Annotated in this window: 17 protein-coding genes and 1 riboswitch; of the genes, 9 read left to right on the top strand and 8 right to left on the bottom strand. The window is 44.4% G+C overall.

The window, feature by feature from the left end; translation table 11 throughout:
- Nucleotides 1-15 precede the first annotated feature (15 nt).
- Both NWE95_12720 and NWE95_12715 read left to right on the top strand, forming a co-directional pair.
- The gene (locus NWE95_12720; GenBank protein ID MCW4004764.1) at nt 16-504 is read left to right on the top strand and encodes a hypothetical protein; all 489 of its coding nucleotides are present in this window, start codon (nt 16-18) and stop codon (nt 502-504) included.
- A 115-nt stretch (nt 505-619) separates the two neighbouring features.
- The gene (locus NWE95_12715; protein MCW4004763.1) at nt 620-1,498 is read left to right on the top strand and encodes a RimK family alpha-L-glutamate ligase; all 879 of its coding nucleotides are present in this window, start codon (nt 620-622) and stop codon (nt 1,496-1,498) included.
- Between the two features lie 29 nt (nt 1,499-1,527).
- On the opposite strand, the gene NWE95_12710 is transcribed toward NWE95_12715, so the two are convergent.
- Nucleotides 1,528-2,061, bottom strand: a complete 534-nt coding sequence (locus NWE95_12710; protein ID MCW4004762.1) for an energy-coupled thiamine transporter ThiT — start codon at nt 2,059-2,061, stop codon at nt 1,528-1,530.
- Nucleotides 2,053-2,165: riboswitch (TPP riboswitch) on the bottom strand. Its footprint overlaps the gene before it by 9 nt.
- Before the next feature lie 143 nt (nt 2,166-2,308).
- Here NWE95_12710 and NWE95_12705 point away from each other — a divergent pair.
- From NWE95_12705 to NWE95_12695, 3 genes are all read left to right on the top strand, one after another.
- Nucleotides 2,309-3,442 (top strand): sodium:calcium antiporter, encoded by a 1,134-nt coding sequence (locus tag NWE95_12705; GenBank protein ID MCW4004761.1) that lies wholly within the window; start codon nt 2,309-2,311, stop codon nt 3,440-3,442.
- Nucleotides 3,443-3,621: 179 nt separating this feature from the next.
- Nucleotides 3,622-4,320: a phosphoribosyltransferase gene (locus tag NWE95_12700; protein MCW4004760.1), complete on the top strand. Its 699-nt coding sequence runs from the start codon at nt 3,622-3,624 to the stop codon at nt 4,318-4,320.
- Entirely contained in the window at nt 4,317-4,964 is a 648-nt protein-coding gene (locus NWE95_12695) for a dienelactone hydrolase family protein (GenBank protein ID MCW4004759.1), read from the top strand. Before NWE95_12700 ends, NWE95_12695 begins: the two co-directional genes overlap by 4 nt.
- 12 nt (nt 4,965-4,976) lie before the next feature.
- Here the strand turns inward: NWE95_12695 and NWE95_12690 are convergent, their stop codons facing one another.
- From NWE95_12690 to NWE95_12675, 4 genes are all read right to left on the bottom strand, one after another.
- Nucleotides 4,977-5,405 (bottom strand): hypothetical protein, encoded by a 429-nt coding sequence (locus NWE95_12690; protein ID MCW4004758.1) that lies wholly within the window; start codon nt 5,403-5,405, stop codon nt 4,977-4,979.
- 118 nt (nt 5,406-5,523) lie between these two features.
- Nucleotides 5,524-5,859: a hypothetical protein gene (locus NWE95_12685; GenBank protein ID MCW4004757.1), complete on the bottom strand. Its 336-nt coding sequence runs from the start codon at nt 5,857-5,859 to the stop codon at nt 5,524-5,526.
- Nucleotides 5,860-5,988: 129 nt separating this feature from the next.
- Nucleotides 5,989-6,756 (bottom strand): zinc ribbon domain-containing protein, encoded by a 768-nt coding sequence (locus NWE95_12680; GenBank protein ID MCW4004756.1) that lies wholly within the window; start codon nt 6,754-6,756, stop codon nt 5,989-5,991.
- 72 nt (nt 6,757-6,828) lie between these two features.
- Entirely contained in the window at nt 6,829-7,602 is a 774-nt protein-coding gene (locus NWE95_12675) for a creatininase family protein (GenBank protein ID MCW4004755.1), read from the bottom strand.
- 340 nt (nt 7,603-7,942) lie between these two features.
- On the opposite strand from NWE95_12675, the gene NWE95_12670 reads away from it, so the two are divergent.
- Nucleotides 7,943-8,245, top strand: coding sequence for a hypothetical protein (locus NWE95_12670; GenBank protein MCW4004754.1), 303 nt, complete (start codon nt 7,943-7,945; stop codon nt 8,243-8,245).
- A gap of 187 nt (nt 8,246-8,432) precedes the next feature.
- Here the strand turns inward: NWE95_12670 and NWE95_12665 are convergent, their stop codons facing one another.
- Both NWE95_12665 and NWE95_12660 read right to left on the bottom strand, forming a co-directional pair.
- Complete coding sequence (locus NWE95_12665; GenBank protein ID MCW4004753.1) at nt 8,433-8,897, bottom strand: Lrp/AsnC family transcriptional regulator; 465 nt, start codon at nt 8,895-8,897, stop codon at nt 8,433-8,435.
- Entirely contained in the window at nt 8,884-9,375 is a 492-nt protein-coding gene (locus tag NWE95_12660; GenBank protein MCW4004752.1) for an Lrp/AsnC family transcriptional regulator, read from the bottom strand. The genes NWE95_12665 and NWE95_12660 overlap by 14 nt, the downstream gene beginning before the upstream one ends.
- Nucleotides 9,376-9,578: 203 nt before the next feature.
- Here NWE95_12660 and NWE95_12655 point away from each other — a divergent pair, with 203 nt between their 5' ends.
- The 3 genes from NWE95_12655 to NWE95_12645 are packed head-to-tail and all read left to right on the top strand — an operon-like array spanning nt 9,579 to nt 11,609.
- Complete coding sequence (locus NWE95_12655) at nt 9,579-9,887, top strand: hypothetical protein (GenBank protein MCW4004751.1); 309 nt, start codon at nt 9,579-9,581, stop codon at nt 9,885-9,887.
- A gap of 18 nt (nt 9,888-9,905) precedes the next feature.
- On the top strand, nt 9,906-11,246 hold the full coding sequence (gdhA, locus tag NWE95_12650) for an NADP-specific glutamate dehydrogenase (GenBank protein ID MCW4004750.1): 1,341 nt from the start codon (nt 9,906-9,908) through the stop codon (nt 11,244-11,246).
- Between the two features lie 57 nt (nt 11,247-11,303).
- The gene (locus NWE95_12645; protein MCW4004749.1) at nt 11,304-11,609 is read left to right on the top strand and encodes a hypothetical protein; all 306 of its coding nucleotides are present in this window, start codon (nt 11,304-11,306) and stop codon (nt 11,607-11,609) included.
- A 514-nt stretch (nt 11,610-12,123) separates the two neighbouring features.
- Here the strand turns inward: NWE95_12645 and NWE95_12640 are convergent.
- Complete coding sequence (locus NWE95_12640) at nt 12,124-13,263, bottom strand: MFS transporter (protein ID MCW4004748.1); 1,140 nt, start codon at nt 13,261-13,263, stop codon at nt 12,124-12,126.
- Nucleotides 13,264-13,419 lie beyond the last annotated feature (156 nt).

The raw sequence follows: 13,419 nt of genomic DNA, 5'->3' as shown, positions 1-13,419 counted from the left end.
CTGAAATTAATCGTTATGCCTAAGTCTGTTAAGTCTCGTCCTAAGCAGAAAGCCAAGCCCAAAGGCAAAGCGGAGCCAGAGACGCCGAGTTTTGCATCTAAGAAATCCTATTGGATAACTCTGACGACTGTGTTGGCTGTTGTGTCTGCGGTTTTCGGAGTGGTGATGGGTATCAGTTTGGCGCAAACAGCTTTTTTAGTGCTTACGGTTGTGGTGCTGATTGGTTTTGTAGGCTTCATCCGAGTCACCCCCTCAAAGCTGTCACTTGGCAAGCGCGCTGCTCTCCTCATTGTCGGCGCATCCATCATCGGCTTTAGCATCTGGGCAGCAATCGTGCTTAACCTAAACTCCGCTGGAATTATGGCGCAAATAGTGAATTCTCTGGGTGAGCAGTTCTTTGCAGTTACCAGCTTAGCAATCTGCTTAACCATTGGAGCTTTCATCGGCGAATTGATAGGTAGAAACAAAAGTGTGCAAGCATACCTCGGCAGAAACCAAGAATAAACCCTGATTGCTATCACGGATTTATTGGCGCTAATCCTCTTCATTTTCCCCATAAGCTTTAAGAACACAAATCACTCAGCACTTTCTCAAAGACTCGGCAAGGAAGAACGCACCAATGAAATTTGGAATCATGACGCGCAACCCGGAAGCATGGAGCAGCACGCAAGTCCGTGAAGCACTAACCAAACGCGGCATCCAATACGAATGCTTCACTTTCCCGCGGCTCGTGGCACGCCTAGCATACAAACCCTACTTCAAAATCAACGGCACAAGCATCCTAGAAGACCTAGACGCGCTTATCATTCGCCCGATTGGACGCGGCAGCCTAGAAGAACTGGTTTTCCGCATGGACATGCTCTACAAGCTCCAGCGCCAAGGCTTCTACATGGTGAACCCGCCTGAAGCCATCGAGCACTGCGTCGACAAATACGACATACTAGCCATCCTCGAAGACGCAGGTGTCCCCATACCACGTACATTAGCCACTGAAAGCGTTAACGAAGCCATAAAAGCCTTCAACGAACTCGGCGGCGACATAGTCGTAAAACCCATCTTTGGCTCACGCGGACAAGGCGCCACACGCGTCAACGACATAGACGTAGCAGACACGATTTTCAAAGCCATAACGTTCCACCACGGGGTTATTTACATGCAAGAATTCGTGCAGCACGGCTACAGCGATATACGCGCCTTCGTCATAGACAACCGTGTCGTCGCCTCGATGCGCCGCGTTGCTCAGGGCTGGAAAACCAACTACAGCCAAGGAGCCAAACCCGCGCCAACAAAAATCAGCAAAGACTTCGAAGACATAGCCATAAAAGCCGCCAAGGCGGTGGGTTGCAAAGTTGCAGGTGTCGACATCTTGGAAGGGCCAGAGGGGCCACGAATTGTTGACGTGAACAGTCAGCCAGGCTGGAAAGGCTTGCAGGTAGTTACCGACGTTAATATCGCGGATGAAATCGTCAAGTTTGTGCTCTCGGAAATAAAGAAATAAAAAAAGAAAAATGGTGCTAGCGAAGCTTTTTACATGTATATGTAGAGTATTTTTCGCTTCAGCAGTATGTAGATGACAACCGTTGTTATGATGAATTCTGGGATTAAGTAGAAGCCGTTGTAGATTGCTGAGCCTGCGACGCCGTCAAGGTCGAGTGTTGTGAAGAAGATTATGCCTGCAGTGAACGAGCAGAGGAACCTGCCGACTATGCCGAGAGCGATTCCTGCTATGGGTATCTTTTTTATGAAGCCAGCTAAGCCTAACGCAGTAAAAGCCAGTGGGTAGTCAAGAAAGCCTTGTAGTGGGTTTATGATGTATGCGCCTGGAAGGATTGCGTGTATTAAGCCGTATGTGAAGCCTGCGAGCATTCCGTATTTTGGTCCTCTGCGGAGCGCAAACCACAGTAGCGGCACCAGACCTGCGATAGTGATTGCGCCTCCTTGCGGCATCTCAAATATTGGTGGCAGAACGTCTTTAAGCACGATTGACAGTGCGATAAATATTGTTGCTTCGGCTAGTATTCGGGTTTTAGACTCTATTTTAAGTTGACTAGTGGTGTTCAAACTGTTTTTTCCCTCCGCCAGTATTACCTGGTTCAGGTTCATCGGGTCGACAGAAGGTACTGTCCTCTCAGCCGGGTCGTTTCCCAGCTCCCCAAGAACTGAAAAGAGTAATGCGGCTATGTTGCATATTAGTTTTTTCTTTAGTTGTTGTGTGCAACTCCTTCTCCCCCTTGCAACAACAAGCAGGGGTTTGTGTGTGAGCGTTGGTTTTTGGTTTCTTGTGGACGTTGTATAAGCGGTGCACTTTGTGGCAGAGAGCGCCATTATTTGTTGCAAAGTGCAGCTCTTAGCCAGCGTATACTTTATGTGTGTTGAAAGAATAGAGCTTCCAAAAGACCCTCAGAGGATGTTGGTGTTGCTTACCCAAATTGCTTTAAGCGTATTAGTTATGGGCGTATCCTTTGTTATTCTCAATTGGGCAAGCAACCTTACGATAAAAAACGCTTGCAAAGTAGCCGACATAACACGCCTTGGAAAAACCATAATCGGCTTTAGCCTCGTTGGCTTTTTAACTAACCTGCCCGAATTAACCGTCGCCCTTATAGCAGCATTGAGCGGGGGCGCGGCAATTTCTGTCGGGAACGTTTTAGGCGCAAACATAGCAATAGTCTGCGTCATTTTAGGTTTAGCACCTTTTGTCCTGTTTTTGATGAAGCGCCGAAAAACGGTTGCGTTCGACGGTGCAGGAGCATCTGCTGGGTGTAATGTGGTGCCTTGTTTTGCGAAGCCTGAATTAAGCAGCATACGTTTTGGGCTTCTAGTTTCTTGTGCAGTGCCAGTACTGCTGCTTTTTGTTTCGTCAGCATCTTGGCTTTTGGGTTTGGCGTTGATACTGCTTTTTGTTGTCTATACCTATCGCCTCTCAAGAGTTAGAGTACCCCCTGAAAACTGCGAAACCGTCTCAGTTGAAGAGAAGCACAGATTGAAACGGTACCTGCTTTTTACAATGGTGGGTATTCTTGGTGTGGCGGGCAGTGCATATTTTCTCGTGGAGTCAGCAGTTTTTATAGCACAGTCAGTTGGAGTTGCGCAAGCAGTGATTGGTGCCACGGTGGTTGCGTTTGGCACTAGTTTGCCTGAACTTGTTCTAGATATGAAGTTATTTTTAAGAGGGCATTCCGACCTTGCTCTTGGTGACATCGCCGGCAGCAGTTTCGTTAACACCACTGTTGTTTTAGGGGTTGCCTTCTTTGTTTCTGCGCTTGCAGGTTCGCCAATACAGATAGACACAAGAGTGTTGCTTTACTTGGCAGCTTTTTCACTTGTCACTAACCTGCTTTTGCTCTATTTCTTGTCTAAAAAGAGGTTAAGTAAAAAAGAAGGCATAGTACTGCTGGTTGTGTATGGGCTGTTTTTGTATGCTACACTGGGCTTGGTCTAACCCGTCTGGAGTATCATTGCTCTGCTCTTTCAAAATGCAAAGGGAGTATCGCTCTAACCGCCTAATCACCCAAAGCCTTTACAGCGTTGCACCTCGGCTTCTCCAGAGGCTCATCATAAAGTTTTGTGAGTACACGCTGATGCAACCACTTCTTATATCAGTTCCAACGCATTAATAAAATGGTAGATTGCGAGGTAATGAGGCAGATGGCTTACTTTTCTGACCGCGTTGACGCTGGAAAGCGCTTAGCCTTGGAACTTAGGGATTTTGCTGGAAAAAACGGCATAGTGCTGGCGATTCCCCGAGGCGGAGTGGTCGTTGGCTACGAGATAGCCAATGCTCTGAGCTTGCCTTTGGATGTGATTATTCCGCACAAGCTCGGTGCACCATACAATCCTGAATTAGCCATCGGCGCAATCACGGAAGACGGCACCACGTTCTTAGACGACAATTTAATCGCTTACATGAATGTGAGCCAAGAGTACATCAAACAAGAAAGTGAACGGCAAAAAAAGGAAATCCAGCGCAGGCTCAAACTCTACAGGCAAGACGCGCCCTACCCCAACCTGACGGGACTGAGGGTCATTCTTGTGGATGATGGTATAGCTACAGGCTCAACCATGAAAGCAGCACTAGCCTCAGTCCGAAACAAGGGTGCCGCAAGCATAACAGTAGCGATTCCAGTGGGTCCACCCTCAACCATCAAAGAACTAAAAAACCAAGCAGACCGCGTGATTTGTCCCTATACGCCTGAATACTTCCAAGCCATAGGGCAATTCTACGACGATTTTAGCCAAACCAGCGACGAAGAAGTAATTCAACTGCTAAAACAAAACAGGCAAAACCTCGCCCAAAAGTCAGGAGTAACCGCAGTATGATGCAAGAGACTGCTGTCAGAATCCCAGTAGGCAACGTGAAAGTCGAAGGAAACCTAACAGTTTCCTCAGACGCCAAGGGCATAGTGCTGTTTGCGCACGGAAGCGGAAGCAGCCGATTCAGCCCAAGAAACCAATACGTCGCAAAAGAATTCAACAAAGCAAGCATCGGAACCTTGCTGTTTGACTTGCTTACCCCAGAGGAGGAAGAGGAAGACATAGTCACAGCAGAATACCGATTCAACATTCCCCTGCTGGCAGAACGCCTCATAGGAGCAACCAAATGGCTCAGAAACAACCAAACCACAGAAAACTACAAACTCGGCTACTTCGGCGCAAGCACAGGGGCAGCTGCGGCACTGATTGCGGCGGCGAAACTTCCAAACGACATCTCAGCTGTGGTTTCGCGTGGAGGTCGACCTGACTTAGCAGAAGGCTACCTCTCGCAAGTGGTGGCACCGACGCTTTTGCTGGTAGGCAGTTTAGATACAGTCGTGATTGAGCTTAACCGTCAAGCCATGGCACAGATGAAAAACGAAAACAAACTCGTCCTCATCTCTGGCGCGACTCATCTTTTTGAGGAAAGGGGTAAGTTAGAAGAGGTTGCCGCGCTCTCGAAAGATTGGTTTTTGCGGTACCTGCGTTAACACTGCGTTGGCTTATTCGGCTTTGGGCTGCTTGTACATTTTGAACAGCGCATAGTTCTCAGCTATATCCGCAGTGTAGAGAAAGCTAAAGGCTAAAATGCTCTCCAAGGGCACATTCATGTACACTTTATCTCTTGAAACCCTCATGGCTTTTGCATCAGACGTTAAAATCACATTCAAAACATCTCCAACCGCCAGTTCATCACCAATCTTGTGCCCATCCTCGGATTCCTCATCAAGCGGTATGGCTGTTTTCCACGCATCTGCACCGAAGTCAACAATCACGTATGGATGACCAGCTTGAACCAAAGAAGAGATGGAGATTGAGGGTAAACATTTTTCGCACTGCCCTACCAAGCGGTTCATTTCTGTTTGGCTTAACGGGATAACAAGAACCTTATGTTTAATGTTAGATTCATCTGTAACTGTAAAAAACTGCATAACAAATCACTGTTCAACTATTCTTTTCAAAAGCTATAACTGTTTCTATTCGTCAATAGCAACAGCTAGCGAGTGAAAAGAAAAAAATCAGGGCTCGTAAGCTCTCAAAGCTCTTAGGTTACTGGGGTGGCGGTGGAGGCGATTCCTCTTTCTTCTCGCCGACATTGACGTTGACGATTTGCTGAATGTTCTGCGGTCTCTTGTCTTTTCCTCTGCCCATCATCAACAAGGTGAATATTAGCCACGCAACGAAACCATAGATTACGCCGTTGAATACCGCAATTATCGCTGTGACAGCATCGACAGAACTACCAGCAATGAGATAACCTGAAGCCGCTTCAGTGCCAGGCAAAAACGCATTGTATATAGCCTGTCCAGGTGGAATCGAAGTGTTTCCTAAAGTCAGCACCACTAGCAAAGCAAAGACAGCTAAGAATACTATTGCTCCCTTCATACTCCAATCTCCAAGCGCTCTATTTCTACCGTTCAAAATATAAGCTTTGTTTCGCCGCACATCATAAGCGCATACAGTCAAAGGCTTCTTGAGGCGCAAATTGCAAGATAAAAACAAAAAAGGGGTATTTCACAATTTGATGTTAATAGATTTTGAGAAGTACCCAAAGGGCATCTTAACCCTATCACCGTACACCTGCTTTAGCAATCCTGTAAAGTCGCTGTTCTCGTCCATGCGAAACACATGCTTTCCTGAGTTTGAGCAGAATTCAACTTCGAGTTCTCGTCTCTGGTTTTGCTGGTTTGCCCCCTTCAAGTGCACTTTAACTTCGTTTATGGCGTTGTTGTTTAATGCAAAGTTGCCGGGTGTTTCAGCCAAAATCGCTTGAGGCGGTATAGTTAAGTACTTTTTCGTGTAGCCAAACGTACCCTTAAGCTGTTCAGACCATTGCCCCCAAAAGCCCTTGCCTTCTGCTTTAGCTTGCTCTTTTGCTTGTTGCGCCGCTTGCGTGAGCATTTCACTGGTCATTTGAGCAAAAATCACTCGTTGATTGGTCAATACGCCAGTGTAAGTGTCATATCTTCCAAGAGATTTAGGCTTCCGCAAAAGAATCACACCAATGGTGCTTTCGGAACTGGTCTGGAGAGCAGGTGCTGCTGCCGCTGGTGGGATTTTCGGGTGCTCTTGGGCAGGTGGAGCTTGCATCATCGGAGGCGGTGGAGGAGGCGGAGCAAAGGCGCTGGTGGAAGGCGGCGAGTAGTAGGAAGGCTGCTGAGGTTTTGGTTGAGCATTAACTGGAGACTGGCTTGCGGTTTGTTGATTTTGGGCTGCACCACAATTGCCGCAAAATTTTGCGTTCGGATTTACTTGTGATCCACAGTTTTCACAATAAGGCATGAAATATTTCCCCTAAATGTAATTCGATTGTTCTGCTAACGATTTAAAGCTATCTTGACACATGAACGTTTCTCAAGGATAATCAGATGGCTGTTTTAACTCTTTAACCAATTTCTCCAACTGTTCAATGATGTACTGGTTGATTTCTTGCCCCTTCTTCACCGATGCTGCGGTTGGGTCACCGTTGACTCCGCTTGGAAAAAACAGTTCAGGATGCGCCACAACTTCGAAGCGCGGCATCTTGGGAAAACTAGCCGTGCCCTTTGCTTTGATTAGTTCAGGCGCAATGACCATCACCCGAGAGGTTTCAATGGTGCCTGCATGTCCGTCCTTCGGCGAAGCATACTTGGGCGTTAATTCTTCTGCAAAATCAAAGTCAGAGAGAACCATAATTCGCACTTTCGGCTCTACTTTTGCTTCATCATTTTTTACAACTATGTTCTGTGCCGCTAGTCTCAGCGCAACCATGTGCGACTGCCCCGCATGCCCACTCAAAACGATAATTCTGGTAAAGCCATTGCGAACCAGCTCTGACAAAACGTCGTGCACTAACTTGTACAGCGTATCGAATTCTATCGTTATTGTTCCAGCGAAATTGCGCCCTGCATTACAGATGCCATACCTCAACGGGGGCGCAACTAAGCAACCTGTTTTCTTGGCAACTTCAAGCGCGATGTATTCGGATTGTATGCTGTCTGTGCACAAGGGTAAATGGTCGCCGTGCTCTTCGACGCTTCCAATTGGGAAAATCACAACTGCTCCATCTTTTGTAGCTGGCGCGGCTTCTTTGGTGCTTAATTGGTCAAGCCACAGGCACTGCTTTGGGGCTTTGTGCGTCTTTGTCATAATTATAAGTCAGCAGAAGCTCTTTTTCTATCTTATGGCAAGAGGCAAACCTCTTTGCCGTTTGCATGTTCAAATTTTTTAGGTTCCACTCAAAAATCTAGCAGAAGGTGGATAAGTTTAGCTCAAAACGCATAAAAAAATATTCACCATAAACGATGCAAAACAAGGACATTGAATGGTGCATAATTTAAGGTTTCTTTACCACTTGCAACCGATTTATGCTCTGAAATACGCGTAGTCATCATTGGCACGTATATACGTTGATATTATGAATTATTTTATAATATGTATTGTTAATTCAGATTTGTTATAGGAGTATCACGACAGGGGATTGGATGAAATGGCTGAAATTCAAATCAAAGAACTAAACAGCAACGAAAATCTCCAAGAAATGTACCTAAAAGTAGTCACAGGAGCAAACGATTGCCCGCGAAAGGGATTCATTAAGTGTCCAGATTGTGGCGAAGAAATTCTCATGATTCCAACATTGAGAAAGATGAACGAGGCTATTGAAAACCATGTGAAAAACCATAAAGAAATGCTAAAAGATAATACTCTTCTTCAGCAGCATACAGCTATACAAATTCGTCTAGAATTAGCTCAACAAGTCTTACAAAAAGCAAGTGACCCCACCTTATTTTGATAAAATTTAATCTCTCCTTTTTCTTTGGCTACCTGCTACAACACTTATCTGAAAAATCGCTTTAAGTTAAGGCAGTAGCCGCCGCCCTACTATTGCATACGCACAAAGAAAACGTCTAACGATTATTCAATCTCTGTATGGAAGGGTTACATGCAAGCATCGAACCATTAACTCATGCATAAGAGGGTTAAATGACAAAGTACTTAGGGGAAAGTTCAGTTATTTCGCTCCAAAAAGATACTTCCATATCTTTGACGCCTGGAATGGCGGCAATTTCGTTTCTTACATCAAACAAATGCCGAAAATCCTTCACTACTCCAATAGCCATCAAATCATGGTCTCCAACAGTTTTGGAAGCCACGATTATGTTTTTCATTTTTATTATAGTCTCTAAAATCGCTGAAGAATCAAAGCGGTTTTTGCTGTCCTCTGCTGGTGAAATGTCAATCATAAAAACTGCCATTGCATTGTAACCTATTTCTTTAGGGTTGAGCACAATTGTTGACCCACGAATAACCCCTTTTTCTTGAAGAGCGTTGTAGCGGTCAATGATAGTATCGGGTGAAACGTTCAATTTCATTGCAATTTGGCGGAAGGAGGTACGAGCATCTTTGGTCAATGCCTCAATTATGAAGAGGTCAACGTTGTCCAATTAGGCGGTCTCCTGTAGTTGCTTGCAACTCGAAGTTCTCAGGGCATAACAGTATCTCGCTAACCCATATGCTCGTAGTTACCTCCCTAACCATGGGATGCCCTTTAATTGCCTCTTTAACTTGATTGAGTTTTGTAACATTTTTAACAATGGCTAATGCAAATATGCTATGCCTCCCCATTGTTTGAGTAGAGAAAATAATATCAGGCATTTTTTTAAGAAACCGAAGTATTTCTTCTATGTGAGAAAAGTCGGCTCTTATTCCAAAACTTGCCATGCAGTCACAACCAAAACTTTTAGGGTTCAGTAGAACAGTTGTTCCTCTTGCAACGCCTGAATTCTCAATTTTTTTGAATCTTTTACTTATTGTGTCAACAGAGACATTGCAGCTTTTGGCGATTGCAGCAAAGCTAGCTCGGGCATCTTTTTGCAGGGCCCTGATAATAGCAATGTCTACCTCGTCGAGTTTTGCACCCATGTTTAGCTCTTCACCAGCTAGTTAGTAGTTGATTCATATATAATTCTGTTTACAAAATTTGTGATTGATAAGGTTGGAGATGCGCGTCGAAATCAGCGCTATTTTCAGCAATAGTATCTGAAAGTTTGGATTTTATTTCTTTATTTATTCTACAAAATCTTATATACCAATTCAATTATCTTAGGCTAATGGGTTTGCTACACATGCGACTAGAAAAAGTGTTTGATCAAGTCGAGCATAACTTTGAGGTCGGTCTCAAGAAGAGATTTGCTTGCGCCCACTGTGGTAAGACTTGGGTTGAAATAGTTGGATTATTTGCTGGAAACATAGATGGTCAAGAAGACATGTATTTTCAGCTGGGCATGGAATCTGAAGTCTGCCAAAACTGTAAATACAGAATCAGGTCTTGCCCTGCGTGCGGTTCTAAGGATGCGTATGAAATTAACTTTTCCAACGATGCCCAAGATGCACCATTGAGCTTTGATGGTATACGTATAGTCAGAAAAACCTAAACGAGCAGTGATTAGACCATGTATAAATCCCCTGAAGACTTTATGGTATATGTAAAAGAAAAAAACCCACATCAGCCTGAATTCCACCAAGCAGTTGAGGAAGTCATAACTTCTGTTTGGCCAATAATTGAAAATAATCCCAAATACCAATCAGCCAACATTCTAGAGCGAATAATTGAGCCTGAACGAACAATCATGTTCAGGGTAACTTGGGTTAACGACAAAGGCGAAATTAAAGTAAACAAAGGCTACAGAATTCAGATGAACAGCGCCATTGGCCCATACAAAGGCGGCTTGCGTTTCCATCCAAGTGTCAATCTTAGTGTCCTAAAGTTTCTCGCATTCGAACAGGTGTTTAAGAATTCACTGACAACCCTGCCTATGGGCGGTGCCAAAGGCGGTTCAGATTTCGACCCGAAAGGTAAAAGCGACGCTGAAGTGATGCGTTTTTGCCAGAACTTTATGCTCGAACTTTCACGTCATGTAGGTGCAGATACTGATGTTCCAGCAGGTGACATCGGAGTTGGCGGGCGAGAAATCGGATTTTTATTTGGGATGTACAAGAAAATTCAAAATGAATTCACGGGTGTATTAACTGGCAAAGGCATTAACTGGGGCGGCAGCTTAATCCGCCCAGAAGCCACAGGCTATGGTGTTACGTACTTTGCTGAAGAAATGCTCAAGACAAGAAAAGAAACCTTCGAGGGCAAAGTTGTTGTCATATCTGGTTCGGGCAATGTTGCCCAATATGCGGCAGAAAAAGTTTCTGAACTCGGTGGCAAAGTAGTTACTTTATCAGATAGCGATGGAACCATCTATGACCCAGACGGTATTTCAGGTGCAAAACTTGCGTTTGTAATGGATTTAAAGAATAACAAGCGGGGGCGCATAAAGGAGTATATAAGTAAATACAAGAGCGCAGACTACTTGGAAGGCAAAAAGCCATGGGAAATCGAATGCGATGTCGCATTGCCCTGTGCTACCCAAAATGAAATCAGCGGAGAAGATGCTAAGACTCTCATAAAGAACGATTGCTATTGCATATGTGAGGGCGCTAACATGCCGACCCAACCTCAGGGCGTCAGAGTTTTCCTTGAAAACGAAGTATTGTATGGTCAAGGAAAGGCGGCGAACGCAGGCGGTGTAGCGACATCGGGGCTGGAAATGTCTCAGAACAGCATGCGACTATCGTGGACTCGACAGGAAGTAGATGAACGACTCCGTTTAATCATGAAATCGATTCACCAAACCTGCGTGCGATACGGCAAAGAAGGCGACTTCATCAACTACGTAAAGGGTGCAAACATCGGCGGCTTTGTTAAAGTGGCAGACGCTATGCTGGACCAAGGTATCGTCTAATCGATGAGAGAAATGTCCTGCCAAAAAATACATAACTAAAAACAAGGGAGCCAGTTTATGTCTATCAGCCTTAGAATCATTTGGAAAACACAAGAAGATTCACAAGTATGCCCCATATGCAAGGCACTGGAAGGGTATACATGGATTTTACATGCTGGCGACCCCTTTCCTAAACAACTAATTCACCCCCTTTATGGCCCAGTTTATGACACAAGGCCTGCGGCAGAAGGCAGTTTGGTTCAAGAAGAAGTAGGTCACCTTTGCAGGTGTACTCTAATATATCAATTCGACGTATCAAACATGCTAAACAATGTTTACTGTAAGCATGCAAATACGAGCAAACAACAATCGGAAAACAAATGAGCATAACAAGAACAGCCAAGTATGTACATCTTTTAGCTGAAAAACCTTCTCTGAGCGGTCTATTGCTAACACTTTTGTCGAAGAATAATTAACAAACAGTCATTCGCCAGCTAAACAGCGAGCGGATAAATGTTTCGTATATTTATATGTATTTAACTTTGGATAAATATTTATTCTATTTTTGGACAATTGAAATTGGTTGAAAAAATTGGCACAAAGAATTTCTAGGGAAAAAACAGAAAACAGTAAACATGTGCAAGTACGTAAGAGGGCTATTTGCGTTAGCGCTGTTAGGATTAACGAGTGCGCTGGGTGTAGTAAAAAAAATCCTGAATACGTCCTTGAAGATAGACAATTGTGTCTTGATTGTTACAGAAACGAAATAGCATACTGGGCTAAAGAGGAGTAGCTCAAAAAATCAGTTTTTCTAAGGTAAGCAATGTAAGAAAGAACACCGAAAAAATACTTCATCTTGCCGCCTTACAATTTTGTGGCTGTTGTTGATGGCTTTCTGTCAATGAGCGACATCGCTTCTTCTAATGACGTAGAGTGCAATTAACGCGTAGAGACCAAAACAGCTCCCTAGGGCAACGAAGACTGGTGCATAACCTATGGTTTGTGCAAGGTAACCTGCAAACATGAGCGATGCGAATTCTGCGATTCTCTGGGGCATGTGGATTAAGCCTATGTCAACGGATATGTTGCTGCTGTTCTTTGTCACCTTGATTATCGTGTACTCAAAATAGCCTATACCGTATCCACGCACGAACGCCAACACCAAAAGTGCTATGGTGAAAGCTATGCTGTAAAGAGTTAGAAAAACAGACGCAACAATACTAAGCACCGTTAATGCTAACGCCAGTCGTGAACTCAATGGCTTTCTAAGACTAAAGAAGGCAGCTACCCCTGCCACGGCATTATAAAACAAGAAAAGCAAACCTATGGTCAGGTAATCATATCCCAAATTTAGATTCATATACGCTGGAAGCAACAGCGTCACCAGCGGATACGCAGATAAACTGTTAAACATCAAAGCCAACGACCCTATCCAGAAAAGTTTTGTTCTCCCTTTTGGGATAAGCGCAGCGAAAGCCTTCCCATTTTTTGATACATCGATTTTTTTATTACTTTTCCAAAGCATCAATGCTGGGATGCCAATGAATAAGGAAATCAAAGCTAAAACAGCAAGCGATAGTGAAAAACCAATGTAACCGATGCTCAATCCAACTACTGCACTGCCGACTGCAGTGGCAATCCAAAGGATGGCGTTATTTTTTGTTGCTTCTTTTGCTGCTTTCTGGGGCGCAACCTGATAAATGGCTGTGCGGATTACTGCCCAATACGATGATTCTCTTAGTCCCTCCGCAATTTTTCCAGCAAGAAAGATAGGGGATGAAGTTGCGAAATAATAGATAATTATTGAGCCTACAGAGGTCGGCCAATTGGCAAATAGAAAAATATGTGACCAGCCTACGTAGTCAGCGATTGAGGCAAAAGAGAGACGAGCAACGAGAAAGACCAGTGGAAGAACTGAGAGTATCATGCCGATTTCTGCAATGTTCATTTTTCGTTCAATCAGCAATAAGGGAATAAGAAGGGTTAATGCGCCAGACACCAGGTAATTTAGGAAAGAGATAACGTTAATTCGTATCAAACAATTATGCGGCTCCGTTTTCCTCTTCAGTGTTGAAAGCTTGACCGAAATTGCGTTGCTTGTCGAGTTTTAGGATATCTATTCACCTTTTGCAACCAGTAGCACTTGCCCGCCAACACGTACTTTTATCTTTCCATCTTTATTATTTAGTTTTAA

The organism is Candidatus Bathyarchaeota archaeon (genome assembly GCA_026014725.1).
Classification (GTDB): domain Archaea; phylum Thermoproteota; class Bathyarchaeia; order Bathyarchaeales; family Bathycorpusculaceae; genus Bathycorpusculum.
This window is presented reverse-complemented; position numbering and strand designations above follow the sequence as displayed.

Excerpts from the sequence above, each read along its gene's own strand:
- NWE95_12715 (MCW4004763.1), top strand. The coding sequence starts at position 620 with ATGAAATTTGGAATCATGACGCGCAACCCGGAAGCATGGAGCAGCACG.
- NWE95_12720 (MCW4004764.1), top strand. The coding sequence starts at position 16 with ATGCCTAAGTCTGTTAAGTCTCGTCCTAAGCAGAAAGCCAAGCCCAAA.
- NWE95_12645 (MCW4004749.1), top strand. The coding sequence starts at position 11,304 with ATGTCTATCAGCCTTAGAATCATTTGGAAAACACAAGAAGATTCACAA.
- NWE95_12670 (MCW4004754.1), top strand. The coding sequence starts at position 7,943 with ATGGCTGAAATTCAAATCAAAGAACTAAACAGCAACGAAAATCTCCAA.
- NWE95_12675 (MCW4004755.1), bottom strand. The coding sequence starts at position 7,602 with ATGACAAAGACGCACAAAGCCCCAAAGCAGTGCCTGTGGCTTGACCAA.
- gdhA (MCW4004750.1), top strand. The coding sequence starts at position 9,906 with ATGTATAAATCCCCTGAAGACTTTATGGTATATGTAAAAGAAAAAAAC.
- NWE95_12695 (MCW4004759.1), top strand. The coding sequence starts at position 4,317 with ATGATGCAAGAGACTGCTGTCAGAATCCCAGTAGGCAACGTGAAAGTC.
- NWE95_12700 (MCW4004760.1), top strand. The coding sequence starts at position 3,622 with ATGGTAGATTGCGAGGTAATGAGGCAGATGGCTTACTTTTCTGACCGC.
- NWE95_12690 (MCW4004758.1), bottom strand. The coding sequence starts at position 5,405 with ATGCAGTTTTTTACAGTTACAGATGAATCTAACATTAAACATAAGGTT.
- NWE95_12655 (MCW4004751.1), top strand. The coding sequence starts at position 9,579 with ATGCGACTAGAAAAAGTGTTTGATCAAGTCGAGCATAACTTTGAGGTC.
- NWE95_12680 (MCW4004756.1), bottom strand. The coding sequence starts at position 6,756 with ATGCCTTATTGTGAAAACTGTGGATCACAAGTAAATCCGAACGCAAAA.
- NWE95_12685 (MCW4004757.1), bottom strand. The coding sequence starts at position 5,859 with ATGAAGGGAGCAATAGTATTCTTAGCTGTCTTTGCTTTGCTAGTGGTG.
- NWE95_12660 (MCW4004752.1), bottom strand. The coding sequence starts at position 9,375 with ATGGGTGCAAAACTCGACGAGGTAGACATTGCTATTATCAGGGCCCTG.